The following is a 25,697-nucleotide window of genomic DNA, read 5'->3' as shown; positions in this document are numbered from 1 at the left end:
AGCGCTGCGTAGCCTGGCTGATCCCCGTACGGACTTGAAGGCCTTAACGGCCCGTGAGGGCCCCGAAGGCCTCGATGGCCTCGATGGCCTCGATGGCCGTCAAGGCTCTCATGACCCTCGTGGCCTTCATGACCTTCATGACCCTCATGACCCTCATGGCCCTCATGGCCCTCATGGCCCTCATGGCCTTCGTGCCCTTCATGGCCTTCATGGCCTTCATGGCCTTCATGGCCTTCGTATCCTTCGTATCCTTCGTGTCCTTCAGCGCCTCGCACGCTGTCAGTTCGATCCGATACCGCTTGCCTCAGACAAGAAACGTCTGCGCGAGCCGCGTCCAATACGCCGCGCCGGTCGCGAGGCAATCGTCGTTGAAGTCGTAGCCGGGGTTGTGGACCATGCAGCCGCCCTCGCCGTCGCCATTGCCGATGATCAGATAGCTGCCGGGGCAACGCTCGAGCAGGAACGCAAAATCTTCGCTGCCGGTCAGCGGCTGCATGCCGGCAATCAAGCCGTCTTCGCCAAGCCAGTCGACGGCCACCTGCCTGGCGAGACCAGTCATTTCCACATCGTTGACGAGCACCGGATAGCGGCGCTGATAATCGACCTGCGCCTGCGCGCCGAACACGGCCGCCTGCCCGCACGCAACCGCCGTGATGCGCTCCTGCAAATGGTCGCGAACCTCGGGCCTCAGCGCGCGCACGGACAGGCGCATCTCCGCGGTTTCGGGAATCACGTTCGGCGCCTCACCCGCGTGAATCGCGCCGACCGTGATGATCGCCATATCGAGCGGCGCAATATTGCGCGAGACGATGGTCTGCAACGCCAGCACGATCTGCGCGCACACCACGACCGGATCGACGGCCTTATGCGGCACCGCGCCGTGACCGCCACGACCGGTCACCTTGATGATCACCGTATCGGACGACGCCATGAACGAGCCCGGCAGAAAACCGAACTTGCCGGTCGGAAAGCCCGGCATGTTGTGCATCGCGAAGACGGCGTCGCACGGAAACTTGTCGAACAGGCCGTCTTCGAGCATTTTTTTCGCGCCGGCCTGACCTTCTTCGGCCGGCTGGAAAATCAGATTCAAGGTCCCGTCGAAATTCTTTTCCTGAGCCAGATGCCTGGCGGCGGCCAGCAGCATCGCCGTATGGCCGTCGTGACCGCATGCGTGCATCTTGCCCGGCACCGTGCTCGCATACGGCAGACCGGTTGTTTCGTGAATCGGCAATGCGTCCATGTCGGCGCGCAGGCCAAGCTTGCGCGTGCCATTACCGACTTTCAATTGACCGACAACGCCGGTTTGACCCAGCCCGCGATGCACCGTGTAGCCCCACTCCTGCAAGCGCTCAGCGACCAGATCGCCGGTGGCGAACTCTTCGTAGGCAAGCTCCGGCTGCGCGTGAATGCGACGGCGCAGCGCGATCATTTCGTCTTCGAGTTCGGCGATGCCCGCCGGGATAGCCATGGTGTTCACGATGTCGTCTCCGTCTATGAATGCGTGAACCCAGCATAACGACGCCGATTTTCCAGCGGCAGGCGTAAAATCGTTGCGGCGGCAACCAGCAGTTGCCACCTTTCTACGGGTTTTCCAGATGAAACTGCATCAGCTCAGCACTTTAGCGGCCATCGCGGATACCGGCAGTATCCGGGCCGCGGCCCGTTCGCTCGAGCTTTCGCCGGCCGCCGTGACCAAGGCCATGCGCGAACTGGAGGCGGATCTGCATGCACCGTTGCTGGTGCGCGGCGCAAGCGGCGTGGCGTTCACCGAGTTCGGGCGCGCTCTGGTCGTGCATGCGCGGCTGGTGCTCGGCCAGTTGCAACGCGCGGAAGCGGAGATCGAAGCAATGCGCGGCGCGGCGGCCGGCAAACTGTCGATCGGGGTCACGCCGTGGGTCGCGCTGACGTTTCTGCCGCCGACGGTGCAGCGCTTCCGGCAGCGCATGCCGGAAGTCCAGCTGGAATTTTTCGAAGGCTTGCTGGCGGTGGTGCAACCACGTCTGCGTGACGGCAGCCTCGACTTTTCGATTGGCCGTCCTCCGCCCGCTTCGCCGCAATCGGAGTTTCACAACGTCCCGCTGTTTTCGACGCATTCGGCGGTGGTGGCGCGGCGCGATCATCCGAAGGCGGGTTGCCGCACGCTGCTCGAACTGGAAGACGCCGAATGGGTGTTGAACTGGGACCCGGCAAGCCGCGAGTCGATCTCGGACAATCTGTTCCGCAAGCGCGGCATGAAGGTACCGCACACAATCCATCTCGCGCATTCGCTCGCGGTCGTACTCGGCCTTCTCGCGCGAACGGACATGCTCAGCATTTTTCCGTGGCCGCTCGTCGAAGTGACCCTCGCGAAAGAAAATCTGTGGGCATTGCCGTTGCGCGAAACGGTGGATGAAACCATCGTCAGCATCACCTCACGCCGCGGGGCGCCGACCAGTCCGGCGGCCACGTGTTTTCTCGACTGTTTGCGTGAAGTCATCGACGAAGGCGCGCGCTCGCAAGACCCGGAACTGCGCCGCCTGTTTCATTCGATCGAACTGCTGCTGTAGCAAAGTGCCGCGATAAAGCGACGGGTAATACACCCTGCCGGCATCGCCGGATTCGTCGAACGAGATCTCGTCTCAACTTCATAGCGTCGTATTCAAACAGGCGACGCATGCATGTCGTTCGTCGCCAGACAGGCGGGCTGTAAGCTGAATCGCATGCGCGCCCACTATGCTTCGAGTGCGCAGCGGCGCGCCGCCCTGCACCCACTCCGTGCGACCATGAAGCAGACTCCGCCCAACCACGAAGCCGACTACGACACACAGGTGCCGGGCGCGTCAACGCAGCGCGCCGGCGCGAGCGATAAAGACAGCGCCCCGCTCGACCCCGCCCGTCATCGCGCCCTCGCTGAAGCCCGGCGCGCGGCTGGCGACGAACTGGGCGCCGTCGCGCATCTGATCGCCGCCCACACACTGGACGCTTACGCCGCCGAAGCACCCGGTGCCAACATCTCGAATCTCTGCGATGTCGCGACCGGCTACTTCATGACAGGCGACCACGTGACCGCCGGGTACTGGTACCGCCTCGTTCTGACGCTCGATCCGCATGTGGCGATTGCCTGGCAGAATCTGGCTGCCATCCTCGCAAGCGTTGGACACATGGATGAAGCCACCGCGTATCGGGACCGCGCCTACCGGATCCAGCGCGTCTTTATCGAGGGAACCGGCACTCAGCAGCGCCGCGTGTTGATCCTCTGCGCGGCACACGCGTCCGGCAATGTCCCGTTCGATGCGTTGCTGCCCAGCACGACCTGCTGCCGCATCAAGTACGCGATCGACTACGCCGCCGACGAAGAGGATCAGCAGTTGCCGGCCTACGATCTCGTGTTCAATGCAATCGGCGACGCGGATGTCGCCGCCCCGCTCGCCGCGCGGCTCGCGCGCTTCGTCTCGCACTGCGCGCGGCCCGTGCTCAATCCGCCCGATGCTGTCGCCCGAACCCAACGGCACCGTATCGCGAATCTGTTCGGCGGACTGCCGGACGTGCAGGTGGCCCCTTGCGTGCAGAGCGATGCCGCGGCGGCTTCACGCGCCGCGCTTGACGCCCTGCTTGTCGAGGCTGGCATCGACTTCCCTGTTCTGGCGCGCCCCGCCGCTACACACGGCGGCGAAGGACTGACGTTATGCGAGAACCTCAGCGCGCTCGAAGCGTGGCGGTCGGCACAAGTTGGGATGTCCTATATGACGGCGTTTCGCGACTATCGCAGCGCGGACGGTTTCTACCGCAAATACCGGATCATTTTTGTCGACCGGGAGCCGTTTCCTTACCACCTGGCGATTTCACCGCACTGGATGGTGCACTACTACTCGGCCGGGATGGAACAACACGCGTGGAAGCGGGAGGAAGAGCGGCGCTTCCTCGACAATCCGCACGCCGCGCTCGGCGAGCGTGTGATGCGTGCGATCGCGGCAATCGGCAGGCGGCTCGATCTCGACTATGGAGGCATCGACTTCACGTTGCTGCCTGGCGGACAGGTGTTGATCTTCGAAGCGAACGCGACCATGCTCGCGCACTTCGAGCGTGAGACCGGCATCCTCGCCCATAAGAATCCGTACGTTCAACGTATCGTCGATGCATTCGAACGGATGATGTCGCGCCATCCGGCAGCCTGAACGCCGGCCCGTTACCGGCTACGGGCTGCGGGTTACTGGCCGGATAGATGCTGGTTCAGAAACGGCACGAAGCCGTTTTGCGTCGGACCGATCTGCTTGACGCAATCATCGTAGTCGGCGCCCATTGCGCGATCCTGACCATACATGCCACGGCATTGCGCATACAGCGTGATCGTCGATCCGCTGCCCTTGGCCACACGCGTGGCCGAATAGACCGCCTTGCCCGAACGGCTCGGAACGTCCGTCTCGATCGCGACCGCGTCCGCACGAACAATCGATGTGGAAGAATGCGCCGCCACGTAATCTTTCGTGAGCGACCAGGCCTTGTCGCACTGCGTCTGATCCGCACACGCAACCGAGGCGTTACGCTGCGCGGTATCGAGCAGGCTTTCGGAGCGGGTGAAATCACGCGCCTCCGCCTCCTGCTTTTCGGCGGACATGCAGCCACTCAGGGCAAGCGCGGCAAGCGCAATAGCGATAGTTGTTTTCACAGGTCGAAGATCCGATGGCGAATTCCGGTGAGGATTATAGTCGCCCTCAACCGGCACCCGCAGGTTCGGAACGGCCATCGGAAAGCTGTCGTCGCGGCGACATCCCTTACCGCTCATCACCAGCACAACTTTCGTTATGCTTGCGCGGCCTGGGACATCACCGGGTTACATCACCGAATTACATCACTGAGTTACATCACCGAGGCGCGTCGACAACCGGCCGCCACGCGGCCTCACTCCGCATAGCCGACCACGCCCTTGATTTCCAGAAAGTCCTCGAGACCGAACTCGCCGTACTCGCGGCCATTGCCCGACTGCTTGAAGCCGCCGAACGGCGCATCGGGGCTGTAGTCCGCGTAGTTCAGATAGATCGTGCCGGTACGCAGGCGCTTCGCCACCGCATGCGCGTGCTCGATCGACGCGGATTGCACATAGCCCGCGAGACCGTAGAGACTATCGTTGGCCATCGCGATCGCTTCATCTTCGGAGTCGTAGCCGAGGATCGACAGCACCGGTCCGAAAATCTCTTCACGCGCGATCGTCATGTTCGGCGTGACGTTGCCGAACACCGTCGGGCGCACGAAGTAGCCCGCCTTCAATCCTTCAGGACGGCCCAAACCACCGGCCACCAACGTGGCGCCCTCTTCAACGCCCACGCCGATCAGCCGCTGGATCTTGTCGAACTGCTGCTCGCTGATAACAGGCCCGAGATCGATGCCCTTGGCATCCGCCGGACCGACGACCAGGGCCTCAGCCGCTTCCTTCGCATAGGCCAATGCCTCGGTGAGGCGTGCGCGCGGCACGAACATGCGCGTGGGCGCATCGCACGACTGGCCGCTGTTGTCGAAACAGGCACGCGCACCGCGCATCACGGCCTGCTTCAGATCGGCATCTTCGAGAATCAGATTGGCCGATTTACCGCCCAGTTCCTGATGGACACGCTTGACGGTATCCGCCGCGGCTTTTGCAACCTGTACGCCCGCGCGCGTCGAACCGGTGAACGACATCATGTCGATGTCCGGATGACGCGACATCGCCTCGCCCACCGTCGCGCCCTCGCCGTTGACGAGGTTGAACACGCCGGCCGGCACACCCGCCTCGTCGATGATCTCGGCGAAGATGATGCCGGAGAGCGGCGCCAGTTCCGAGGGCTTGAGCACCATCGTGCAGCCGGCCGCGAGCGCGGGCACGACCTTGGTGGCAATCTGCAAGGCCGGCCAATTCCACGGCGTAATCAGCCCGCACACGCCGACCGCTTCCTTGCGGATCAGAATGCTGCTCTTCACGTACTCGAACTCGAACGTATCGAGCGTGCGGATCATCGTCTCCAGATGCGCGACGCCGGTCCACGCCTGCGCGTCGTTCGCATATTGCAGCGGCGCGCCCATCTCGCGGCTGATCGCATGCACCATGTCGTCGTAGCGCTTGCGGTAGACGTCGAGGATCGCTTGCAGCAAGTCGATGCGCTGCGCGATCGTGGTCTCGCTGTAGGCCGGAAAGGCACGCTTCGCAGCGGCCACCGCAAGGTCCACATCAGCCGCGCTGCCGAGTGAAATCTGCGCGAACGCGGTGGCGGTAGACGGATCGATCACGTCGAGCGTGGCGGAGTTGGCCGGGTCTTGCGGGTCGACCCATTGGCCGTCGATATAAAACTGCCTGGCGTGTTGCAGTTGCATGGCTTAGTCCTTTACATGAATGTGTTAGGTCAGACAATGGGCCGCAGATCGCGCCCCCGGCGGTATCGAAGGCTTTACATCGACGCCGCTCAATCTGAATGTCTTCAAATCGAAATTCATCGCTACGCAGCTTTGGCTCAGACTCCGGTTCTGCTTCGGTCCCGTCATCGAACGACTTCATTGAACCACTTCATCGAACCAGATTAACCAGGAGAGACACATGAGCACCATCACTTTCACCCGCATCGACGCTAAAGGCCCTGGCGCTTCCGGTCTGAACCCGGCCCTGCACGATCCCGCCGACGTCATTCTGGAAGGCGCCAAGGCGCCGCACGCCCTCAACGCCTTCTCCGATGCAAGCAACATGCTGTCCGCGGGCGTATGGCAATGCGATGCGGGCACGCTGAAGCTGGCCGACCTGCCGATCCACGAAGTCTGCGTGCTGATCGAAGGCGAAGTCGTCATCACCAGCGACGACGGCCGCAGCGACCGTTATGCCGCCGGCGACGCCTTCATCCTGCACAAGGGCTTCTCGGGCACGTGGCACATGCCGGTGGCGACCAAGAAGTACAGCATCGTGTACTGCGGTTGATTCATACTGCATCACAGCGTTGCTTCATCAGGAACCGCACTCCCGCACCTTAGGGTGCGGTACCCATTAAGGTGCGGTTTTTTTATTCTGGCGGCAATGAATAAAAAACCGCCAGACATATCGATCGCGACAGCAGCAACGACAACGACTACATCGGAAAGCCCAGCGCCTTGATCGAATTGATCCAGAGACGCCGCCAGCCGCCGCGATCGTCGGCGCCGTCGAATGCATTGAAGGTGATCTTCGCGGCGATCCAGCGCAGCGGTTCCGGCGGAATGTACGACGGCCCTTTGCGCGAAATATCCAGCGACGTAATCAGCGTCTCGCGATTCCACAGCATGTCGAGACCCATCTTCGCACCAAAGCGGCTGCCCGCCACGCCGAAGCCCGTATAACCCGCGACGAACACACTCTTGCCGCCGTGATAGCGGCGCGCGAACACCGCGCCGCGCGAGCAGTAGTCGATCGGGCCGCCCCATGCATGCGTGAAGCGCACGTCGTCCAGTTGCGGGAACGTGCGATAGAACGCTTCGGCGAGCTTGTAGTAGGTACTTTCGTCACGATCCGCAGCCGGATTCGGATCGCCGCCGAAGTGATAGCTCACACGGCCGCCGAAGATAATCCGGTTGTCTTTGGTGAGACGGAAATAATTGAGCTGCGTACGCGTATCGTAGATGCCCTGGCGATTGTTCCAGCCGATGCGCGCCATCTGTTCGTCGCTCAAAGGCGCGGTGGCGATGATGTGATCGCGCACCTGCATCACGCGGCGCTTGATGTCGGTCACGCCCACGTCCGCCGTGCCGGTGCCGAGCAGCACGCGCGGCGTTTCGATGCGGCCCGCCTGTGTATGCACGATCATCGTCGCGCCGAGATCTTCCATGCGCGTGATCGGCGAATGTTCATGCAAACGCACGCCGAGTTTCAGCGCGGCCGCTTTCAGCCCCCATGCAAGTTTCGCCGGATGTATCGTGCCGCTGCGATTGCGCGACCACATCGCGCCTGCAAACAACGGTGAATCGAGTTGTTCGCGGGCACCCTTGCTGTCGAGCAGCACCACGTCGTGTCCGTGGGCGACGTGCAACTCGTAATCGCCTTTGAGATGATCGAGGTGGCCCGGATCGACGGCAACCGTCATCTCGCCATTCCATTCGACATCCGCTTCAATGCCGTAACGCGTCAACGACTCCTTGAAGCCGTCGAGATTCTCCTGGCCCAGCTTTTCCAGCACGTCGAGGTCCTGCGGAAAAACCCGCGTCGCGTTCGGCAGACCATGCATCACCGAGGTGGAAATGATCCCGCCCGGACGGCCCGATGCGCCGTAGGCCACTTTCCCTGCTTCGACCAGCACGACGTCGAGCGAAGGATCGGCTTCCTTCGCCTGAATCGCTGCCCACAATCCGGTAAACCCACCGCCAACGATCACCAGATCCGCGGAAGTCGGCCCGATCAATTCCCGTTCGACAGCCGGTGCGCGCGGATTGTCCAGCCAGAACGGAAACAGCTTTACCCCTTCAAACGCGCGCTTTACTGACTCGCTCATCTTGTTTGCCTACTCAACTTGAATACCATTGCATTGACTGCGTGATGGGTGCTTCGGTGCGGCCTTGGTGTCGCTTCGACGCGGCGTCCAATGCCACCTCGATGCTGCCTCGGCGTAATCTGACCGTGCCTGCCCTGCGCGCCCCCGGCTCACACCAGTCAACCTGCGTCCTGCGTGTCCAGCACTTCTTCGCGTTCGCGTTGCTGCGGTTGCGACACCGGTGACGACCTCGTATGTGCCTTCATTTCCGGCGTCATTTGCGTCTTTGATTGCGCCCCGCCCGCCTTAAGCCTAGTCGCCGGCACCACCGGATGCACGATCGCATTGCGTTGCGACCCGCTACGCAACCAACGGCGGCCACGCGGCCCATACACGCCATCCGGTTCAGGGAAGCACTGCAGCAACGCGATATACAACGCGCAGGCCAGCGTCAGCGAAACCGGCATGCTGATGTCGAGACCGCCGGCGAGCTGCCCGAGCGGACCGACGAACTGATCCGGCAAATTGACGAAGCACAGGCCGATCACCGCGCTCGGAATCCATGCGCCCATCGCGCGCCAGTTCCAGCCATGCGTGAACCAGTAGTGACCGCCACGACCGCCGCGATTGAACACCTGCAGATCGTCGGACAGATAGAAACCGCGCCGCGTCACGAAGCCGATGATCATGATCACCATCCACGGACAACTGCAGACGTTGATCAGCACCGAGAACGTCGACACGCTCTCAACCAGATTGAATGCGAAGCGGCCGAGAAAAATGAAACCGATGGCAAGGCTGCCGATCAGCAGCGTGGCGCGCACGCGGTTCAGAAATCTGGGAAACATGCTCGACATATCGAGCCCGGTTCCATAAAGCGCCGTGGTGCCCGTCGACATTCCACCGATAATCGCAATCAGGCACACCGGCAGAAAGAACCAGTTCGGCGAGATCGCCAGCAGGCCGCCCACGTAGTTATTCGACGCGATGAAATCGGGCGCCTTGCTGGCGATGATCGTTGCGGTAGCGAGACCGAAGAAGAACGGCACGAAGGTGGCCAGTTGTGCCAGCATCACCGCGAAAATCGTGCGTTTTTTCGGCGTGTTCTGCGGAATATAGCGAGCCCAGTCGCCGAGCGTGCAGGCGAACGACACCGGATTGCTCATCGCAACCAGCACGGCGCTCACGAACGCCGGCCAGAAACCCACAGAGCCGAGTGCCACCTTGCCGGCGTACGCGCTGTTGAACGGCCCGGCGAACGCCGCAATGCCGACCACGAACAGCAGACTCGCCGCCCACACAGCAATCTTGTTGACCCACAGCATGAAGCGGAAACCGTAGACACAAACGGTCAGCACCAGCACCGCGAAGAGACCGTACGCAAAGCTCAGCGTCATCCAGTTGACCGGCAAGCCGAGCAGATGATTCGCGCCGCCCACCAGCGCGTCGCCCGAACTCCACACTGCCAGCGAGAAAAATGCGACCGCGGTCAACACCGCAAGAAAGGAGCCGACGATCCGGCCATGAATACCGAAATGCGCACCCGACGAAACCGGATCGCTCGTACCGTTGCGCGGGCCGAACAGGCCCATCGGCGCAAGGATGCACGAACCGATCACCACGCCGAGCACGATCGAATAAACGCCCGCCTTGAACGACAGACCGAGCAGCACCGGAAAGCTGCCGAGCACCGAGGTGGAAAAGGTATTGCAACCGCCGAACAGCAAGCGGAACAGATCGATCGGCCGCGCGTAACGCGAGCGATCCGGAATGCGTTCAAAACCGAATGTTTCGACTTGAGTGATGCTGTTACTGCTCATTGTCTCCGACTCCTGTAACGGCCAGGTCAATCACAATGGCTCGCCACGGGGATGCGGCGTCCACTTTTCTCTGATGTCTGGACGTCACTGTAAAGACAATCGGCGTGGGCAAAAATATCGCCCGCCCAACCTTTACTTCGATCTCGGACGATGTAACCTGAAACGCCCGTCCCATAAGGCTTTTCTGACACAACAGAAGGCTCCGCGAGGAGTTCCTTCAAGTCTTGTAGCGCGCAAACGTCGAAGCGAATAGCGAGAATCCGCGTCTCAAACCGGGACCGAGCAAGCCTATTGCGCCTGGCGGCGCCGTTTCGCGGCGGCGACGGTCGGTAGCGGCACCGGTACCGAGCCCGACATGCCGTGCTCGATCAGAAAATCGCGGAACAGACTCGCGACGTGCGGCAGACGTTTGTCGGACACATGCATCACGTACCAGTCACGCTCGATCGGATTCGCGGGCAAGGGCAACAGCGCCAGCAAGCCCGCCTGAAACTCCAGCGAGCACGCATGCAGCGACAGAAACGCGATGCCGAGACCCGCCTCGACCAGTTGCTTGATCGCCTCGTTGCTCGAGAGCTCGGAGCCGATGTGCAGCTTGTGACCGGCGAGCCGGAACAGATTCTCGACAGTCGAGCGGGTGCCCGAACCGCGCTCGCGTACGAACAGATTCGCCGTTTGCAGATCGTCCAGCGACAGGCGCTTTTTCTTCATCAACGCATGAGCAGGCGAGGCGACAAACGCCATCGGGTGCTTCGCGAAGGCGGTCGCCACCGTGCGCAATTCGCGCGGTGCGCTGCCCATGACGGCGAGATCGATTTCGTGTGTGGCCAGCATGCGGATGATGTCGGCACGATTGCCGACCTTGAACTGCACCTTCACTTGCGGGCGCAATCCGGTGAAGCGCACCAGAAAAGATGGGATCAGATATTCCGCAGTCGTGATCGCGCCGATGCGCAACGTGCCGCCCTGCTCGCCTTGCAACGCGGCGAGATCATCCGCCGCGCCGTTCCATAGATCGAGGATTTCCAGCGCATAACGCGCGAGGATTTCACCCGCCGCGGTCAACTGCACGCCACGGCCCACCCGTTGCAATAGCGGCGCGCCCGCGGCCTCTTCGAGCAGACGCACCTGCAGCGATACCGCCGGCTGCGTGAGCTTCAATTCTTCGGCCGCACGCGACACGCTGCCGAGCTTCGCGATCGTATGCAAGGTTTTCAATTGACGGAACGTGGCGGCTTTTAACATAAGTGAAAACCTATATGTTCTGTATAAACATTAAATTGTTCTGCTGTTTCCGCCGATTCTATACTGCCCCTGACAGATGAGCCCGATGAATACCCGACATAGCCCGGAAACGCTTTCACCGGCTCGGCACAGTTAACTTCAGGAGGATACGGATCATGGCCGCAACCGATCAGCAAACAACCTCTGACGCGCATCGCACACAGCGCGTGCCGCATACGACACAAGCGGCACAAATGGCACGAGCCGCGCAAGCGGCGGCGCATCGCGTCGTGATCGTCGGCGGCGGAGTGGGCGGGCTTGGGCTCGCGACGCGGCTGTCGGAAACGCTCGGCCGCGCCGGTCTCGCGCAGATCACGCTGGTGGATCGCTGGCCCACGCATTTCTGGAAGCCCTTGCTGCATGAAGCCGCATCGGGCCAGCTCGATCCGGCCACGCATCAACTGCAATACGCGGTGCAGGCGCAACGGCACGGCTTCGAATTCGAACAGGGCGAACTCGCCGCGCTCGATCGTGCGAACCGCCACATCACACTGAATGCGCTCCACGACGCCGATGGCCGCGAAATCCTGCCGTCACGGCAGCTTGCTTTCGATACGCTGGTGCTGGCCATGGGCAGCGTCACGCAATATTTTGGCGTGCCCGGCGCGGCCGAACACGCACTGCCGCTCGAATCGGTCGCGCATGCGGAGGCGTTTCGCCGCAAGCTGCTCGACGCCTGCCTGCGTGCGAACCATGCGCGTCGCGCCCGAACTGCCGAAGCGGACACACCGGTGTCGATCAACATCATCGGCGCCGGAGCAACGGGCGTCGAACTCGCCGCCGCGTTGCGCGATACAGTGCGCCTGCTGAACCGCTATAGCCCGTTTTCACTCGACCCCGTGCGCGACTTCCGCATCCGTCTGATCGAAAGCAGCGAGCGCGTACTGCCCGCCTTGTCTGAAACGATTTCGGCGCGCGCGCAGAAGATGCTCGGCCGTCTGGGTGTCGACGTATTGAACGCCACGCGCGTCACCGAAGTGCGCGCCGATGCCGTGCTGACTAACAAAGGCGCGCCGCTCGCCAGCGACATCGCCATCTGGACCGCAGGCATCGCGGGGCCGCCGGTGTTGCGCACGCTGGACGGCATCGCGGTGAATCGCAACACGCAGTTGCAGGTGAACCGCACGCTGCAAAGCACGAACGACGCGAACATATTCGGACTCGGCGATTGTGCAGCCTGCCCTTCCTCTGAAAACGCGGACGCGTTTCTGGCGCCGCGCGCTCAGGTCGCGCATCAGCAGGCGCTGTTTCTGGCGCGTGCGCTAAGGTGCAGGATAGCGGGAGAGCCCTTGCCTGAGTTCGTTTATCGCGACGCCGGCACGTTGGTCGGCTTCGGCCGCGAAGGCACGATCGGCAGCCTGAGCAACAGCTTGCTGACGCAGCCGGTATTCGTCGACGGCTGGCTGGCGACCGCCGTCTACAAGCTCATCTATCGCCGCCACGTGATGACGTTGACAGGCTTCGCACGCATGGCACTCGATTCGGCGAGCCACTGGTTGCGCCGACGCGTGCATCCGGTGATCCTGCTGCATTGAGAACATTCGAATTGCGCGCGAGCCGAACCCCGCCTGGGATTCGGCTCGTGCGCATTACAGCCTGCATATCGCGCTACTCGGTCTGAAAAACGTCCGTCATCACGCGCGTACGGCCAAATGTCGGACACGGCTGCGGGTACTGACTGTCAAGCACATCCATACAGCCCCACGCGCGCGCGGCAGCAAGTTCGCGCTTTACCTCGTCGCGTGTTTTCCCCTGCGGAAACGGCACAGTATCGACGGCCACAGTCACGCTCACACAAGCGCAACTCAGCGCGAATCCTGCCAACCACATTGCATTTCGCATGTTCGGTTCTCCGTTTGACTAAGCTTCCATGCTAGCCATGGCTTGCTGCACAAACGTGAGCGCCGCATGACAGAGCCGTCATCCACACCGGGTATCCGCGCGATGTGCGCTTAAGATCTACATGACGGAATTGTCATGTTGTTTTCATCGTGATGTCGGCCACGCATTCATACGATGACACTCTCGACCTTGAACCGGAATCCCATGCGACCTGTTCAACCAATGCGATGCGTGGCTACGCGAGCTTCGAGCGCACGAACGTGTGTGTCGAATTTCTGGAAACGGTTCTTCACGTGCAAAGTCGAGACGCTCTCTCTGGCAGCGAGTCTGGTAGCCATTGTGATCGGCTCGCTCGCGTTCTGGCTAAACCAGCCTGCTTATCTGTTCAACGGCGGTTCGTCGTCTTCTGCCTCCGCAATCGCAGCGCCGCTGAATCGGAACAGTCCTTCGCTTACGCACGGCTTGTTATCGCTCGAACTGTTTTCCGCAATGCAGCGCAACTCGCCAAAACAAACGCCTCGTCGTGACGCAGGCGCAAATGAGCGCTGCGAGCCGTGGCGCTTTTCAGTAACGTCTCCCGCTTCCAGCAATACTCGCGTGCGCAGCGGATGCAACAACCACCCAATCGCGCGCTGACACTTTCAGTAGGCCGTCCGACATGAGGAAGGTGCCAACCAGGCACCGTTTTCGACTCGTGGGAATGAAAAAACTTTGAATCGTGCCATGGTATAAATGGCAAATACATTCAGGAGAACATTACAAATTCTCCTACCATATTTCGGTGCCTGTTCGTCTCAAAAATAATCGCTGATTTGATGCTGGTTCCATGCAAGCCTCGCTATACAAAAAAGCTTCACGGCGCCAGCACAGCATTACGCGCTGATCCGTCATATGCCAACCGTTAGCGCGGCGCGACGGGCGTCACCAGGAGCAAGACCATGCGAATTCTGATCGTCGAAGACGAAGCGAAAACCGGTACCTACCTCCGAAAGGGTCTGACAGAAGCGGGCTTTGTAGCCGATTGGGTGGAAGACGGCGTGACCGGTCAGCATCTGGCGCTGACCGAAGACTACGACCTGATCGTTCTCGACGTGATGCTGCCCGGCCAGGACGGCTGGACTGTACTGAAAAATCTGCGCCACATACGCTCCACTCCGGTGTTGCTGCTCACCGCACGCGACGACCTGGACGACAAGGTGCGCGGCCTTGAAATGGGCGGCGACGACTATCTGATCAAACCCTTCGACTTTGCCGAATTACTGGCGCGCGTGCGCTCCATCTTGCGGCGCGGCCATGCGCGCGACACCGGCTCGCTGCACGTCTGCGATCTGGCGCTCGATCTGACGCGCCGCAAGGCCACACGTCAAGGCAATACGATCCTTTTGACCGCCAAGGAGTTTGCGCTCTTATGGCTGCTGATGCGTCGTCACGGCGAAATTCTGCCGCGCTCGACCATCGCCTCGCAGGTGTGGGACATGAATTTCGACAGCGACACCAACGTGGTCGACGCCGCGATCCGGCGCCTGCGCGCGAAGGTCGACGACAACTACGAACCGAAACTGATCCACACCGTGCGTGGCATGGGGTACGTACTCGAAGAACGCAGCGGCGCGCCACGATGAGATGGCGCCTGCCCCGCGCTATCCTCGCGCCGGTGACGCTACGGCTCGTGAAGCCGTTCGCGCCGCTCATACCGCACACATTGCGGGCACGGCTCTCGATCCTGTTCGCGGTCTCTACCTCGTTATTGCTCGTATTCAATGGCGTGTTGCTGTATCACGGTTTGAAGACGCGTCTCGATTCGACCTCCACACGCGAGATGACAGCGACGCTCAGCGCCCTGCAACTGAGTCTGAAAACCATGACCGGATTAGACTCGGTCCGCGCCGATCGTCAGATCTGGTACGACCATCTGCACGGCCACCAGAATCTCGATATCGCATTGTTCGATGCGCATGGCGCACCGCTGGTCCGTACCAACGACTATCGGCCAAACGCCGAATCGCTGGCGGTGCACGCCGGGCTTGCCCCCGTACAGGTGAAGGTGGAAGGCAGGCCAATGCGTTTTCTGGTGGCCATGGCGCCGCTCGGCGGTCTATCCGGCGCGAGCGTGCGCGTAGTCGTGCAATACGATGCCAGCGCTGAAGCGGCCCTGCTAAGCGCCTACGCGCTCAACGTGTTGTTCGCGAGTGTGATCGGCACGCTCATGAACGCACTGTTAGCCTGGTGGATCGCGCGTTTCGGCCTGCGTCCGCTGGCCCGATTGACCGCCCGCGCCGAGCAGATTTCCAGCAGCCGTCTTGCCCAGCCGTTGCCCGAACGTGACATGCCCGGCGAACTCAAGGAATTGAGTCACGCCTTCAACCGGATGCTGGCGCGGCTGCACGAATCCTTTACACGTCTCACGCAGTTCTCCTCCGATCTCGCGCACGACATGCGCACACCGCTCACCAACTTGCTGGCGGAAGCGCAAGTCGCACTCTCGCAGCCCCGTTCCGCCGACGATTACCGCGCAGTGGTCGAGTCGAGCGTGGACGAATTCCAGCGTCTGTCGCGCCTGATCGACAGCATGCTGTTCCTTGCCCGCACCGATAGCGCACAACACCGCTTGTCGCTCCAGCAGGTGGACGCGCGCAGCGAAGCGTTGCGGGTCGCGGGATACTACGAAAGCATGGCTGCCGACGCCAGCGTGGAGATCGTCGTCACGGGCAATGCGAGCTTTGAAGGCGATGTGCTGCTGGTGCAGCGCGCACTGAGCAATCTGGTGTCGAATGCATTGACGCACGCGCCGCGCGGCAGCATGGTCGAACTGCATTGCGCCGAGCGGGTCCACTACGCCCAACTGTCCGTATCCGACAGCGGTGCCGGTATCACTGAACCCCATCTGAAGAGAATCTTTGACCGCTTCTATCGCGTCGACCCGGCGCGCCACAACTCGGCGCGCGGAACCGGGCTCGGCCTTGCCATCGTCAAGTCGATCATGAACGAACACCAGGGCGAATGCAGCGTCGAGAGCATTCCACACGTGCACACCACTTTCAGCTTGCGCTTTCCGAAGCAGCCCACCGCCTTACCGACACTTAAAGCGCAGCGAAGAATACTCAGGAAACAGCACGAAAATGAATGAAGATGACGGAATTAGCATCTCGCGGTCACCGTCGGCTTATGCCTCTTCATGCAGAATTGGTCATACTGGAATGCAACTTCGGTATGCAAATCATTCATGGAGAGATTCGGTTACAAGCAGTGGCCGGCGCGCCGTTAACGTGGAACCGGCAGCAGTGAAACCAACAGCGGAACCCGCAGCGGCAACAGTCTCAATCGAGAAACTCCGTCGCCCGCTTGCGCAGCACCGCGCCGAAATCGTCGAGCCAGCCAATCGACAGCCGCCAGCTCTGCCAGTACAGATCGACATCGATATGCTTGCCGGGCGCCATGTCCACCAATTCGCCGCTGGCCAGATGCGGCGCGATCATCCGTTCGGGGCACATGCCCCAGCCCAGCCCCGTCACGCAGGCGCGCAGAAAACCGGCGACGTGCGGAATCCAGTGCAGCGGCGGATCGAGTTCCGCCCGCGTGATGCGGCGCATGAAGCGCTTCTGCAACTGATCCTTGGGATTGAAATCGATGCACGGCGCGCGCCCCAGCGACTCGCGCGTGACGCCATCGGCAAAATGACGCTCGCGAAACGCCGGTGTGCATACCGCCAGATAGCGCATCCGCCCGAGACGAGTCGAGCGGCAGCCCTGCACCGGCTCCGCTTGCGTGGTGACTGCGCCTTGCACGCTGCCGTCGCGAATCCGCTGCGCGGTGTGATCCTGATCGTCGATCACCAGATCGAGCAGCATCTCCCGCTCCACGCAGAACTGAGCGACCGCGTCGATAAACCAGGTGCCGACGCTGTCGTCGTTGACGGCCACGCGCAGCGCCGGCCACGGTTCGACCAGCGCGCCAGGCAGTGCGGGCAGCCGGCCGCTCAGCTCCGCCTCGAGTAATTGCACGCGTTCGGTATGGCGGCACAGCAGCGCGCCGGAGGTGGTCGCGACGCACGGCTGGCCGCGCTTCACGAGCACGCTGCCCACCCGCTCCTCCAGCAGCTTGACCCGCTGGGAGACGGCTGACGGCGTCACATTCAGTTCGCCGGCCGCACGGTCGAACGAGCCGTGCCGCACCACGGCGGCCAGCGCGTCGAGCAACGCATAGTCGAGCATTAGCGCTCCTTAATCCGCATTAAGTAAATTAGCTTCTCTTATGGGAAGCAAAACTGCAGACTAGCCTCGTTCGCTTTCCCCGTCTACTGGATCGATTATGAATTGGCTGTCTTTTTCCCACGGCGCCGCCCTGTGCGCGTCGCTGATCGTGACGATCGGCGCGCAAAACGCCTTTGTGCTCCGTCAGGGCATCATGCGCTCGCACGTCGGCAAGATCGTCGCACTGTGCGCGCTGTCGGACTTCATCCTGATCGGCGCGGGCGTGGGCGGTGCGTCGGTTCTGGTGGAACGCTATCCGGTGTTCGTCCACGCAATGCTGTATGTCGGGCTCGCCTATCTGGCGTGGTTCGGCATCAACGCGCTGCGCCGTGCGGTGCGGCCGGGCCATGCGGTGCTGGACGCCAAAGCAGGCGGTCCGGCAACGGGCGCGAACGCGGCATCTGCGCAACGCGCCATGCCGATCATCCTCATGACGTTGGCCTTTACGTGGCTCAATCCGCACGTGTATCTCGACACCTTCCTGCTGATCGGCACGGCCGGCGCGCGCGAACCGGACGGCGCACGAGTGGCGTTCGCGCTCGGCGCGATGGCGGTGAGCGGAATCTGGTTTGTCGGTCTGGGTTACGGCGCCCGTGCACTGGCGCCGCTGTTCCGCCGCGCGACGGCGTGGCGCGTGCTGGATGGCGCGATTGGCAGCATGGTGCTGCTGCTGGCAGTGACGCAATTGCGGTGAGCGTCGCGCAGTCCGCGTGGGGACGCTTTCGGGCGTTTAATCGGCGGCTGCCGCTTGCACGGGTTCGTTGGAAGCCGGCGCCGTAGTCACGGACATCGCGGGCGCCACAGCCTCGTCGAGCGGCACAAGCTTCATCAACCGCGCGAGCACCGGCCACTTCAGGAGCGACAGCTGATACGACTCCCGTGCCTGTTCATCGAAATACCTGGCCGGATCGACTTCTGGCAAGCGGCGTCCAAGGCCGGTGATATCGTCCACTGGCCAACCGCTTAACGCGGCCTTCACTTCAGGATTGGCTGTTGTCATTTGCCGTCCACCCATACGCCGTCCGGCGTCTTGACCACGTAGCCCGACGCCGTCTTCATCGTCACGGTGCCTTCGTTCTCGCCAACCATCTGCGTTTGCGGCAGATTGGCGGCGTATTGCGCAAGCGTCACGCCCGGTTTGAACGGGCTGTTCGAGACAAGGTTCGACAGCAGTTGGGCAACCGCCAGGAAACTCGTCGGATTGTCGATCACCGTGGTCGGTCCATGATTGCCTTGGAAACCGACCAGCCGCACGCCTGCCGGTCCATGCACGATACGCGGCGTCGGGATTTCGCGCAGACCGGCCACCTGATTCGCGTCCCCGCGCAGCGCCGCGCCATGCTCCGGCACGAACACGATCACCGCGCGCCGCCCCGAGGCCGCGATCAGATCCGCAAAACGGTCGAAGTCGCTCATCATTTTGTTCACGCGCTGCGGATACGAGTCGATACTCGACAGACTGCTATTCGGCAGACGGTTGCCGTCGTGCAGGCTGATCGTGTTGTAGTACAGCGCGACCGGGCCGGGCGTGCTTGCGCGCTGCGCATACCAGTTGGCAAGCGTCGCGTAATCGTCGTGAATGGCCGAGCCGTCGAAAGCATGCATCGCGACCGGCACGTTCGCGTTCGAGATCATCGGCACATTCGGCATACCGGTGTTGTCGTGCACCAGTTGCAGGAAGTTGTCGAAGTGACCGTCGTGATTCAGCATCGTCTGCGGCGTGTAGCCGGCCTGCGCCAGATCGGCCAGCAGGTGGCATTGCTGCGGCGCATCCTTGTACAGATCCGCGTGCGATTCCTGTCCGCAGCTCGCCCGCAGGACGCGAATCGCAGCCGGTCCGCTGTAGCTGGCGGCGGTGCTGAAGTTGGTGAACAGATAGTCGAAGTGGCTCAGCATCGGATGATTGCGTGCTTTCGCCGCGTCGAGGTCGTCCCACGACAACGAACAGATATGCAGCACGATCACATCGAACTGCGTGTTCGCATCGGTGCCGAGATGGCCGAAGCTGACTTGCCGTTGCGATTCCTGCGTACGGAAGGCCGACAGCGCCGCATTGTGATCGAGTGGCTGCGCGGCAAGCGCATTGCCGGACGCGGATGCGGCCGTGGCCGGTCCGATCTGCAGCCGCGCATACATCGCATTGCCCTGCTGCCACAGCGGAATCGCGACCAGTGCGATCAGCACGAAAGTCGCCACACGCAGCCAGCGGTTGACGATCAGATAACCGACCAGGCCGCCGAGCGCGGTGAGCAACAGCATCGGCGGCAGGAACCGCTGCGCGAGTTCGAGCCAGTAGCCGAAACTGAACGTGGTGAGATTGCCGAATTCTTCGGTCAAACGCGAGAACGGCGGCACATTTGCTTCGTGATACATCAGCGGAATGCCGATCGCGAGACCGAGCAGGTTGCGCAGCACGCGCCACCCGCGGTGGCGCAGCGTCGCGCTCGCCGCCAGCGCCAGTGCGAAGACGATGTTGGCCAGCCACACCGGCTGCAGATGCCCGCCCGCGAACAGGTACAGCTTGATGATGAAATACAGGTTCCACAAAGTCATGCTTGGGGTTCTCTCATTGGCCGGACGCACGCGCCGCCGGCATTAATAGCGTGTACGGTCCAGCGCGAGCAGCGACTGAAAAGCGCGCCGCGCGCCGCGCGCCGCTCAGCATCCGCGAATAACCTTCGATGCCCATCGTCAGCACTTCCTTCAGGCCGCGCAGCGGCGCGTCCTCGATCGTATCTTCGTCCCAGTTGAGCCACGCGTCGGCGCGGCCGAACGTGCATTGCACCATCTGCCGTTCCTGTTCGAGCGTCAGATCGTCGAAGCGCACGCCGAGGTTCGGGCCCACAAAGCGGCTCACATGCACCGGAAAATGGAATTGCCGGTCGCCACGGCTCAGACATACGCCGAGGCTGTCGCCGGGCGCGAGCTTCAACGCCGGATCGACTTCGAGACCGAGACCGCCGGTCGAATAGTCACTGGTGATGCACGCCACGGTCGTGCCGTCCACGAGCAGCAGCGTCGCCGCGGCCCGCATCGAAATGCGGTGAGTGACGCGCACCTGCTTCGCTTCGCGCGCCACGCTCGCCGCCGCACCGAGCATCACGAGGTTGTAGAGTGTCCAGAACACGTTCATCAGGATCGTCGCCGTCTCGCCGCCCGGCCCGAATGTCAGCCGGTACACACCCGCCAGCAGCGCGCAGCCGTTCAGCGCCAGCAGCACCAGATACGGTTTCGACACCGCCCAGTCGAAGTAGCCTTCGTCGATGCGGCCGCCTTTGTCGGTGACATTGAACTTGCCATGCTTCGGGCTGAAAAACGCGATTGTGGTGGGCAACGCGATGTACCACGCGAGCACCGATTCATAGACTTCGGCCCAGAACGAATGGCGGAATTTGCCCTGCATCCGCGAGTTCGCGATGTTGGCGAGCACGATGTACGGCAGCACGAAGCCCGCGATGGTGGTCGCGGACGCGTTGATGAAATACATCTGGAAGAACAGGTACGCCATCGGCATGGTCAGGAAAATGAGCCGTGGCACACCGTAGAAGAAGTGCAGCATCGCATTGCCGTAGCACAGGCGCTGGAACAGACTCAGACCGCGGCCGAGAAACGGATTGTCGATGCGGAAAATCTGCGCCATGCCGCGCGCCCAACGGGTACGTTGCTTGATGTGGCTGGCGAGACTCTCGGTGGCGAGACCGGCTGCCTGCACGGTCGGCAGATACGCGGTCGTATAGCCGCGCCGGTGCAATTTGAGTGCGGTGTGCGCGTCTTCCGTGACCGTTTCGACGGCCACGCCGCCCACTTCGACGAGCGCCGAGCGCTTGATGACCGCGCACGAGCCGCAGAAGAACGATGCGTTCCACAAGTCGTTGCCGGACTGCACGAGCCCGTAGAACAGATTGCCTTCGTTGGGCACGCGGCGGAACGTGCCGAGATTGCGCTCGAACGGATCGGGCGAAAAGAAATGATGCGGCGTCTGCACCATCGCGCAGCGGGCGTCGCGCAGGAAGGTGCCCATCGTGGTTTGCAGAAACGAGCGCGTCGGAACGTGATCGCAATCGAAAATCGCAATGTACTCGCCCTGCGTTTTTTCGATCGCGCGGTTAATGTTGCCCGCTTTCGCATGCTGGTTGTCGTCGCGCGTGATGTAGCCGATGCCGGCATCGCGTGCGAAATTCCTGAATTCTTCGCGATGGCCGTCGTCGAGCAGATAGACCCGCAGCTTGTCGGCGGGCCAGTCGATGCCCTGGGCGGCGAACACGGTCGGCCGCACCACCGTCAACGGTTCGTTATAGGTCGGAATATAGATGTCGACGCTCGGCCAAGCCGACGAATCGGCGGGTAGTTCGGAAACCGTACGATTGAGCGGCCATGCGGTCTGCACGAAGCCGAACAGCAGAATGACCCAGGTGTACGCTTCGGCGCCGAACAGCAGATAGCCGAGAATCGCCTCGCCCGGCGTCTGGAACGACAGGGTCTGCGTGACGCGCCACCAGACGTAGCGCACCATCGCGAGCAAGGCCAGGGTCGTCAGGATCAGCGCGGACATGCGGCCGGGGAAGCGGCGCACCACGAGCGCCACGACCACCAGCACCGCGAAGAATTCGAACTGGCCATCCGTCGACAGTGGCGAGGTGCCGATCATGGTCCACAACACGCCGCCCGCCGCCACCAGGAACGGCAGCAGCCATCGAATGTGGCCGACGCGCTGGGTGCCGGCTTCGAGCTGCATGCCCCAGCGTTGCCACGGCAGGCTCGGCAGACTCGCTTCGACGGTCCGGCGCACGCGCCGCCAGCGCAGCAGCACCGGCACCAGCCAGCGATCGATCCATGCGAGCACCGCGCGCACTTTGGCCGCGGCCGCCTGGGCATGCGGCTTCGGCGCCCGGATAAACGCGCGCCACAACCACGCGCGCAGGCGATGCGGTTCACGCACGCCCCACCGGGCGGCCAGATGCAGCAGGGCGGCCTGGATCCACAGGAGCGGGACATCCGCCTTGCCAGAGGCCGGTGGCTGGAAGAACACACGCACAAACCAGTCGAGCGCCGTGCGCTCGGCGGGCAATCCGAGGCCACGCGCGAGCCGGTCGAACGCGCGCTGGCGTAGCGTGCGCCCGCTACCGTCAATGCTGCCGGCAGATGTGGCTTCGTTCATGGCCGCCCACCCGCGCGGCGCGCGTTTGCCGCCGGCGCATCAGAAGGCGCCGCCGCGAGCCACGCATGCAGCCAGTTCGCGAGGCCCTGCAGATCGTGCGATGCCTGCGAATGCGGTGCGTCGTCGAACAACCACGTGCCGCGTGCAAACGATTCGGGCAAGGCCGCGTCCAGATGCACGCGCTGCGCGAGCGGCAGGCCGTCGCCGAGCGCGGCGCCCAGCATCGCCAGCACGTCGCGTTGCATGTCGCGCGCCGGATTCAGCCGGTTGACGACGATCCGCAGGTTCGCGCCGCCGCGCCGCAACCCGTCGAGTCGCGCGACCAGGGTCGCGCAGGCGGCAGGTTCGGGCGGCATCACGCACAGCACGAGATCGGCGCTTTGCACGGCCTGCCCGGCTTGCTGCGACGGGTAACGCGCCGTGTCGATCAGCACGACGCCATCCTGCGGCAGATCGAGTTGCGCGAGCGCGTTCGCGAGCCACCGCGGTTCGGCCGCGAGGCGCGCATCGCAGCGCGCGCTTTGTTCGAGCGACACCGTGCCGTACGGAACGAACAGCACGCCCTCGCTATTGCGCCACGTGTGCGCATGCCAGGCTTCGTTCTCGTCGAGCATGGCTTGCGCGAGGCCGGCCGGCGCGAGGCAATCGAGACCGAGGTGCGCGCCGAGCATATTCTGCGGATCGAAATCGAGCGCGACCACGGGACGGCCGCGCCGTGCGAGCAGCACGGCGAGCGCGGCGCTGAGTGTCGTGCGGCCGCTACCGCCCGCGGTGGAAACGATCGCAATCGTCTTCATGACGTGCCCCCGGCCGGACGCTCTGCGTCGGGCAGCAGGCGCGCGCGCAACGCGACCGGCTCGATGTCGCAGGGCACCGCATCGCGCGGATCGAAGCGGCGCATCGCCGCGAGACCGCGACGCGAGCCGGCGCGCTGCCACACGATCCACACCGGGATCGCGAGAATCAAACCCGTGACAAAACAGATCAGCAGAAATCCCATTACTCGCTCCCGTTCTTGCGCAGCGGCATCGCATAGGGCTCGGCGCGGCGCGGCGCCGCTTCCACGCGCGCGGCCTCGAGCGCCTGCTCCACGGCGGCGAGCTGCTCGGCCGCGGACCTTCCCGCTCCGCTCGACAAAACCGTGGCGGCCTGCGCGGCAATGACCGGCGCGGTGGTTTGATGACGCAACGGCGCGGCGAACAGATCGCTGTAATCGGCGATCGGCGCGCGACGGCTCGCTGTGCCGAGCGCATTCAATTCATCGCCGATGCCCTGCTCCGCCAGATACACGATATCGCCCGCGATCCGCTCGACCGGCACGTCGAAAATGCGGGCGAGCGCGGCGTCCGCATCGGCCAGCCGGCAAGCGAACAGGAACACGTACAGGTGCGCGGCATCGGCGGTGAAAACGTCGCCCGCACGGCGCGGCGCGCAGCTTTTCAGCGCTTCGATATGCGCGCATTGCGGCAGCAGCGTCAGCTTGACGAGCACATGCGGCAGTTGCAGCATGGCGCCGCGTTCAAGCACCGCGCGCACCCGCTCGCAGAACACGCCGGCCGGCAGATAGCCGAGCACGTCTTCGCTCAGTGCGGCACTGAGCGCGGTTCGATAATCGGCCGCAATGGGTCGCGTGTGCAGTTGTCCCTGCAACGATTGCAGCAGCGACTGCATCCGCGAGAACGGCAGATCGCGACCGAGCACCAGGTTCGCGCCGAGCGTCAGCACCAGCAGTTCATATTGATGGCGCAGCACTTCACCCCGTTCGGCGATGACGATCTTCAGCGCGCGCCCGGCCTGGCGGCGCAGCGCATGAATCGCCGCGCACAGCGCATCGAGCTGCGCGCTGCCGGCGTAATCGAGCACCACGGTCGCCGCCTGCGCGCCAGCGCAGGCCGCGAGCACGGCAGGCTGATCGGCCAGCACCTCCCAGTGCGGCGGCACCCACGCCTCGTGTCCGCGCACCACCGCGCGGCTGACCACCACCCGCTGTTCATCGCGCGCCAGCAGCCTATCGCCGCCGGCGCCATTGCCGGGCACATCGGACGCAACGCTCAGCCGGCCGCTATCGGTAAAACGCAGCGCGCGCACGTCGCCGGTGACGAGCGTGCGATCCGAGCGCCAGAAATCCACATGCCACAGCAACTCGCCATGAGTGCGCTCCATCCGCGCGACGCCCGCACAGGCCGCGTGAAATTCGTTGCGGCCTTGCTGCGCCGCTGCGCCGTCGAACGCGGTTTCGATAAACAGCGAATCGGCATCGGCATCCATGTCCGCATCGGCGTCCGATTGCGAACCCAGCAGCAACACCAGCGTGATGTTGCGCACCGCGCACCAGTTCGCGAGCATTCGGCCTTCCCGTGCGAGGGCGGCGGGATTCTCCCAGTTGAACCAGCGCTCGGCGCCTTCGACGAAATACAGCGAGCGTGGACGGAAGCCGAAGCGCTTGAGCGCGCGCAGGCCGCCGAACACCCCGGCAAGCGCGACCGAGGGCACCTCATGGACGGCTGCATCGGCGGAACCGTCCGGGGCCCTGGCGGCTCGCGGCATCGCGAGGACGCTCAGATTACGCGGCCAACCGGTGGCCGGCGCGTGGGCGCTGAAACCGAGTTCGCGCAGGCGCGTCGCGACCTGCGCGCGTGTGCGCGCCAGCACCACGGTCACGTCGCGCGCCCGCGCCTCGCGCGCGCTTTCCCACAGCAGCGCGTCGGCACCCGGCGTGCGGGCGGCGGCGTAGATCGCGTAGAGCTTGCCGGCTTCGAGCGCGGCCCATTCGCCGGGAAGCGCATCGATCGCCAGCTGGCCGACCGGCCGCGCGCCGCTATCCGAGCCCGCCCGGCGGACAGCCTGCAGCAGGCGTCGCACCAGGGCGCCGGCCAGCGTCGGCTTGAGTGAATTCGAAACGGTGCTCACG

At 63.2% G+C, this 25,697-nt stretch carries 22 protein-coding genes; 7 read left to right on the top strand and 15 right to left on the bottom strand.

Features of this window, described 5'->3' with window-relative positions; genetic code table 11:
- Window positions 1–43 precede the first annotated feature (43 nt).
- Together ACOSV0_RS06245 and ACOSV0_RS06240 are read right to left on the bottom strand one after the other, a co-directional pair.
- Window positions 44–229 (bottom strand): hypothetical protein, encoded by a 186-nt coding sequence (locus ACOSV0_RS06245; RefSeq protein ID WP_434109395.1) that lies wholly within the window; start codon window positions 227–229, stop codon window positions 44–46.
- Between the two features lie 75 nt (window positions 230–304).
- Entirely contained in the window at window positions 305–1,477 is a 1,173-nt protein-coding gene (locus tag ACOSV0_RS06240; RefSeq protein ID WP_434109393.1) for a M20 aminoacylase family protein, read from the bottom strand.
- A 118-nt stretch (window positions 1,478–1,595) separates the two neighbouring features.
- Between ACOSV0_RS06240 and ACOSV0_RS06235 the strand changes: the two genes are divergently transcribed.
- Window positions 1,596–2,546, top strand: a complete 951-nt coding sequence (locus tag ACOSV0_RS06235) for a LysR substrate-binding domain-containing protein (protein ID WP_434109392.1) — start codon at window positions 1,596–1,598, stop codon at window positions 2,544–2,546.
- A gap of 216 nt (window positions 2,547–2,762) precedes the next feature.
- A complete protein-coding gene (locus tag ACOSV0_RS06230) occupies window positions 2,763–4,154 on the top strand; it encodes a hypothetical protein (RefSeq protein WP_434109391.1) in 1,392 nt (463 codons plus the stop codon).
- 32 nt (window positions 4,155–4,186) lie between these two features.
- Here the strand turns inward: ACOSV0_RS06230 and ACOSV0_RS06225 are convergent, their stop codons facing one another.
- A complete protein-coding gene (locus tag ACOSV0_RS06225) occupies window positions 4,187–4,645 on the bottom strand; it encodes a hypothetical protein (protein ID WP_434109390.1) in 459 nt (152 codons plus the stop codon).
- Between the two features lie 233 nt (window positions 4,646–4,878).
- Entirely contained in the window at window positions 4,879–6,315 is a 1,437-nt protein-coding gene (locus ACOSV0_RS06220; RefSeq protein ID WP_434110185.1) for an aldehyde dehydrogenase family protein, read from the bottom strand.
- 226 nt (window positions 6,316–6,541) lie between these two features.
- Here ACOSV0_RS06220 and ACOSV0_RS06215 point away from each other — a divergent pair, with 226 nt between their 5' ends.
- Window positions 6,542–6,913 (top strand): cupin domain-containing protein, encoded by a 372-nt coding sequence (locus ACOSV0_RS06215; RefSeq protein WP_434109389.1) that lies wholly within the window; start codon window positions 6,542–6,544, stop codon window positions 6,911–6,913.
- A gap of 148 nt (window positions 6,914–7,061) precedes the next feature.
- Here the strand turns inward: ACOSV0_RS06215 and ACOSV0_RS06210 are convergent, their stop codons facing one another.
- The 3 genes from ACOSV0_RS06210 to ACOSV0_RS06200 all read right to left on the bottom strand — a co-directional run bounded on the left by ACOSV0_RS06210 (window position 7,062) and on the right by ACOSV0_RS06200 (window position 11,497).
- Window positions 7,062–8,453, bottom strand: coding sequence for an NAD(P)/FAD-dependent oxidoreductase (locus tag ACOSV0_RS06210; RefSeq protein ID WP_408445313.1), 1,392 nt, complete (start codon window positions 8,451–8,453; stop codon window positions 7,062–7,064).
- A gap of 158 nt (window positions 8,454–8,611) precedes the next feature.
- Window positions 8,612–10,252 carry a purine-cytosine permease family protein gene (locus tag ACOSV0_RS06205; protein WP_434109387.1) on the bottom strand — a complete coding sequence of 547 codons (1,641 nt, stop codon included), beginning with the start codon at window positions 10,250–10,252 and terminating at the stop codon, window positions 8,612–8,614.
- A 288-nt stretch (window positions 10,253–10,540) separates the two neighbouring features.
- Window positions 10,541–11,497 carry a LysR family transcriptional regulator gene (locus tag ACOSV0_RS06200; RefSeq protein WP_434109386.1) on the bottom strand — a complete coding sequence of 319 codons (957 nt, stop codon included), beginning with the start codon at window positions 11,495–11,497 and terminating at the stop codon, window positions 10,541–10,543.
- A gap of 233 nt (window positions 11,498–11,730) precedes the next feature.
- On the opposite strand from ACOSV0_RS06200, the gene ACOSV0_RS06195 reads away from it, so the two are divergent.
- A complete protein-coding gene (locus ACOSV0_RS06195) occupies window positions 11,731–13,071 on the top strand; it encodes an NAD(P)/FAD-dependent oxidoreductase (RefSeq protein WP_434110184.1) in 1,341 nt (446 codons plus the stop codon).
- 73 nt (window positions 13,072–13,144) lie between these two features.
- On the opposite strand, the gene ACOSV0_RS06190 is transcribed toward ACOSV0_RS06195, so the two are convergent.
- Window positions 13,145–13,366: a DUF4148 domain-containing protein gene (locus ACOSV0_RS06190; RefSeq protein WP_434110182.1), complete on the bottom strand. Its 222-nt coding sequence runs from the start codon at window positions 13,364–13,366 to the stop codon at window positions 13,145–13,147.
- Between the two features lie 950 nt (window positions 13,367–14,316).
- On the opposite strand from ACOSV0_RS06190, the gene irlR reads away from it, so the two are divergent.
- Window positions 14,317–15,000 carry a heavy metal response regulator transcription factor IrlR gene (gene irlR, locus ACOSV0_RS06185; protein ID WP_434109384.1) on the top strand — a complete coding sequence of 228 codons (684 nt, stop codon included), beginning with the start codon at window positions 14,317–14,319 and terminating at the stop codon, window positions 14,998–15,000.
- The gene (locus ACOSV0_RS06180) at window positions 14,997–16,505 is read left to right on the top strand and encodes a heavy metal sensor histidine kinase (protein WP_434109383.1); all 1,509 of its coding nucleotides are present in this window, start codon (window positions 14,997–14,999) and stop codon (window positions 16,503–16,505) included. Before irlR ends, ACOSV0_RS06180 begins: the two co-directional genes overlap by 4 nt.
- Before the next feature lie 190 nt (window positions 16,506–16,695).
- On the opposite strand, the gene ACOSV0_RS06175 is transcribed toward ACOSV0_RS06180, so the two are convergent.
- Window positions 16,696–17,589: a LysR family transcriptional regulator ArgP gene (locus ACOSV0_RS06175; RefSeq protein WP_434109382.1), complete on the bottom strand. Its 894-nt coding sequence runs from the start codon at window positions 17,587–17,589 to the stop codon at window positions 16,696–16,698.
- Between the two features lie 97 nt (window positions 17,590–17,686).
- On the opposite strand from ACOSV0_RS06175, the gene ACOSV0_RS06170 reads away from it, so the two are divergent.
- Window positions 17,687–18,322 carry a LysE/ArgO family amino acid transporter gene (locus ACOSV0_RS06170; RefSeq protein WP_434109380.1) on the top strand — a complete coding sequence of 212 codons (636 nt, stop codon included), beginning with the start codon at window positions 17,687–17,689 and terminating at the stop codon, window positions 18,320–18,322.
- A 36-nt stretch (window positions 18,323–18,358) separates the two neighbouring features.
- Here the strand turns inward: ACOSV0_RS06170 and ACOSV0_RS06165 are convergent, their stop codons facing one another.
- From ACOSV0_RS06165 to bcsE, 6 genes are read right to left on the bottom strand one after another with little or no spacing between them, the layout of a single operon-like run.
- Window positions 18,359–18,628, bottom strand: coding sequence for a hypothetical protein (locus ACOSV0_RS06165; RefSeq protein ID WP_434109378.1), 270 nt, complete (start codon window positions 18,626–18,628; stop codon window positions 18,359–18,361).
- Complete coding sequence (gene bcsG, locus ACOSV0_RS06160; RefSeq protein WP_434109377.1) at window positions 18,625–20,181, bottom strand: cellulose biosynthesis protein BcsG; 1,557 nt, start codon at window positions 20,179–20,181, stop codon at window positions 18,625–18,627. The genes ACOSV0_RS06165 and bcsG overlap by 4 nt, the downstream gene beginning before the upstream one ends.
- Window positions 20,182–20,194: 13 nt before the next feature.
- Window positions 20,195–22,786, bottom strand: a complete 2,592-nt coding sequence (gene bcsA, locus ACOSV0_RS06155) for a UDP-forming cellulose synthase catalytic subunit (protein WP_434109375.1) — start codon at window positions 22,784–22,786, stop codon at window positions 20,195–20,197.
- On the bottom strand, window positions 22,783–23,583 hold the full coding sequence (bcsQ, locus tag ACOSV0_RS06150; protein ID WP_434109374.1) for a cellulose biosynthesis protein BcsQ: 801 nt from the start codon (window positions 23,581–23,583) through the stop codon (window positions 22,783–22,785). Before bcsQ ends, bcsA begins: the two co-directional genes overlap by 4 nt.
- On the bottom strand, window positions 23,580–23,786 hold the full coding sequence (locus ACOSV0_RS06145) for a hypothetical protein (RefSeq protein ID WP_434109373.1): 207 nt from the start codon (window positions 23,784–23,786) through the stop codon (window positions 23,580–23,582). The genes bcsQ and ACOSV0_RS06145 overlap by 4 nt, the downstream gene beginning before the upstream one ends.
- The gene (gene bcsE / locus ACOSV0_RS06140) at window positions 23,786–25,696 is read right to left on the bottom strand and encodes a cellulose biosynthesis protein BcsE (protein ID WP_434109372.1); all 1,911 of its coding nucleotides are present in this window, start codon (window positions 25,694–25,696) and stop codon (window positions 23,786–23,788) included. The genes ACOSV0_RS06145 and bcsE overlap by 1 nt, the downstream gene beginning before the upstream one ends.
- Between the last annotated feature and the right edge of the window lies 1 nt (window position 25,697).

It is taken from the genome of Paraburkholderia caffeinilytica, from assembly GCF_051027425.1.
GTDB classification, from domain to species: Bacteria; Pseudomonadota; Gammaproteobacteria; order Burkholderiales; family Burkholderiaceae; genus Paraburkholderia; species Paraburkholderia caffeinilytica_A.
This window is presented reverse-complemented; position numbering and strand designations above follow the sequence as displayed.

Coding starts and splice junctions, on each gene's coding strand:
- ACOSV0_RS06145 (WP_434109373.1), bottom strand. CDS start 23,786: ATGGGATTTCTGCTGATCTGTTTTGTCACGGGTTTGATTCTCGCGATC.
- ACOSV0_RS06210 (WP_408445313.1), bottom strand. CDS start 8,453: ATGAGCGAGTCAGTAAAGCGCGCGTTTGAAGGGGTAAAGCTGTTTCCG.
- ACOSV0_RS06170 (WP_434109380.1), top strand. CDS start 17,687: ATGAATTGGCTGTCTTTTTCCCACGGCGCCGCCCTGTGCGCGTCGCTG.
- ACOSV0_RS06205 (WP_434109387.1), bottom strand. CDS start 10,252: ATGAGCAGTAACAGCATCACTCAAGTCGAAACATTCGGTTTTGAACGC.
- ACOSV0_RS06230 (WP_434109391.1), top strand. CDS start 2,763: ATGAAGCAGACTCCGCCCAACCACGAAGCCGACTACGACACACAGGTG.
- ACOSV0_RS06195 (WP_434110184.1), top strand. CDS start 11,731: ATGGCACGAGCCGCGCAAGCGGCGGCGCATCGCGTCGTGATCGTCGGC.
- ACOSV0_RS06235 (WP_434109392.1), top strand. CDS start 1,596: ATGAAACTGCATCAGCTCAGCACTTTAGCGGCCATCGCGGATACCGGC.
- ACOSV0_RS06245 (WP_434109395.1), bottom strand. CDS start 229: ATGAAGGCCATGAAGGCCATGAAGGCCATGAAGGGCACGAAGGCCATG.
- bcsQ (WP_434109374.1), bottom strand. CDS start 23,583: ATGAAGACGATTGCGATCGTTTCCACCGCGGGCGGTAGCGGCCGCACG.
- ACOSV0_RS06200 (WP_434109386.1), bottom strand. CDS start 11,497: ATGTTAAAAGCCGCCACGTTCCGTCAATTGAAAACCTTGCATACGATC.
- ACOSV0_RS06215 (WP_434109389.1), top strand. CDS start 6,542: ATGAGCACCATCACTTTCACCCGCATCGACGCTAAAGGCCCTGGCGCT.
- ACOSV0_RS06180 (WP_434109383.1), top strand. CDS start 14,997: ATGAGATGGCGCCTGCCCCGCGCTATCCTCGCGCCGGTGACGCTACGG.
- bcsA (WP_434109375.1), bottom strand. CDS start 22,786: ATGAACGAAGCCACATCTGCCGGCAGCATTGACGGTAGCGGGCGCACG.
- ACOSV0_RS06175 (WP_434109382.1), bottom strand. CDS start 17,589: ATGCTCGACTATGCGTTGCTCGACGCGCTGGCCGCCGTGGTGCGGCAC.
- ACOSV0_RS06165 (WP_434109378.1), bottom strand. CDS start 18,628: ATGACAACAGCCAATCCTGAAGTGAAGGCCGCGTTAAGCGGTTGGCCA.
- ACOSV0_RS06190 (WP_434110182.1), bottom strand. CDS start 13,366: ATGTGGTTGGCAGGATTCGCGCTGAGTTGCGCTTGTGTGAGCGTGACT.
- irlR (WP_434109384.1), top strand. CDS start 14,317: ATGCGAATTCTGATCGTCGAAGACGAAGCGAAAACCGGTACCTACCTC.
- bcsG (WP_434109377.1), bottom strand. CDS start 20,181: ATGACTTTGTGGAACCTGTATTTCATCATCAAGCTGTACCTGTTCGCG.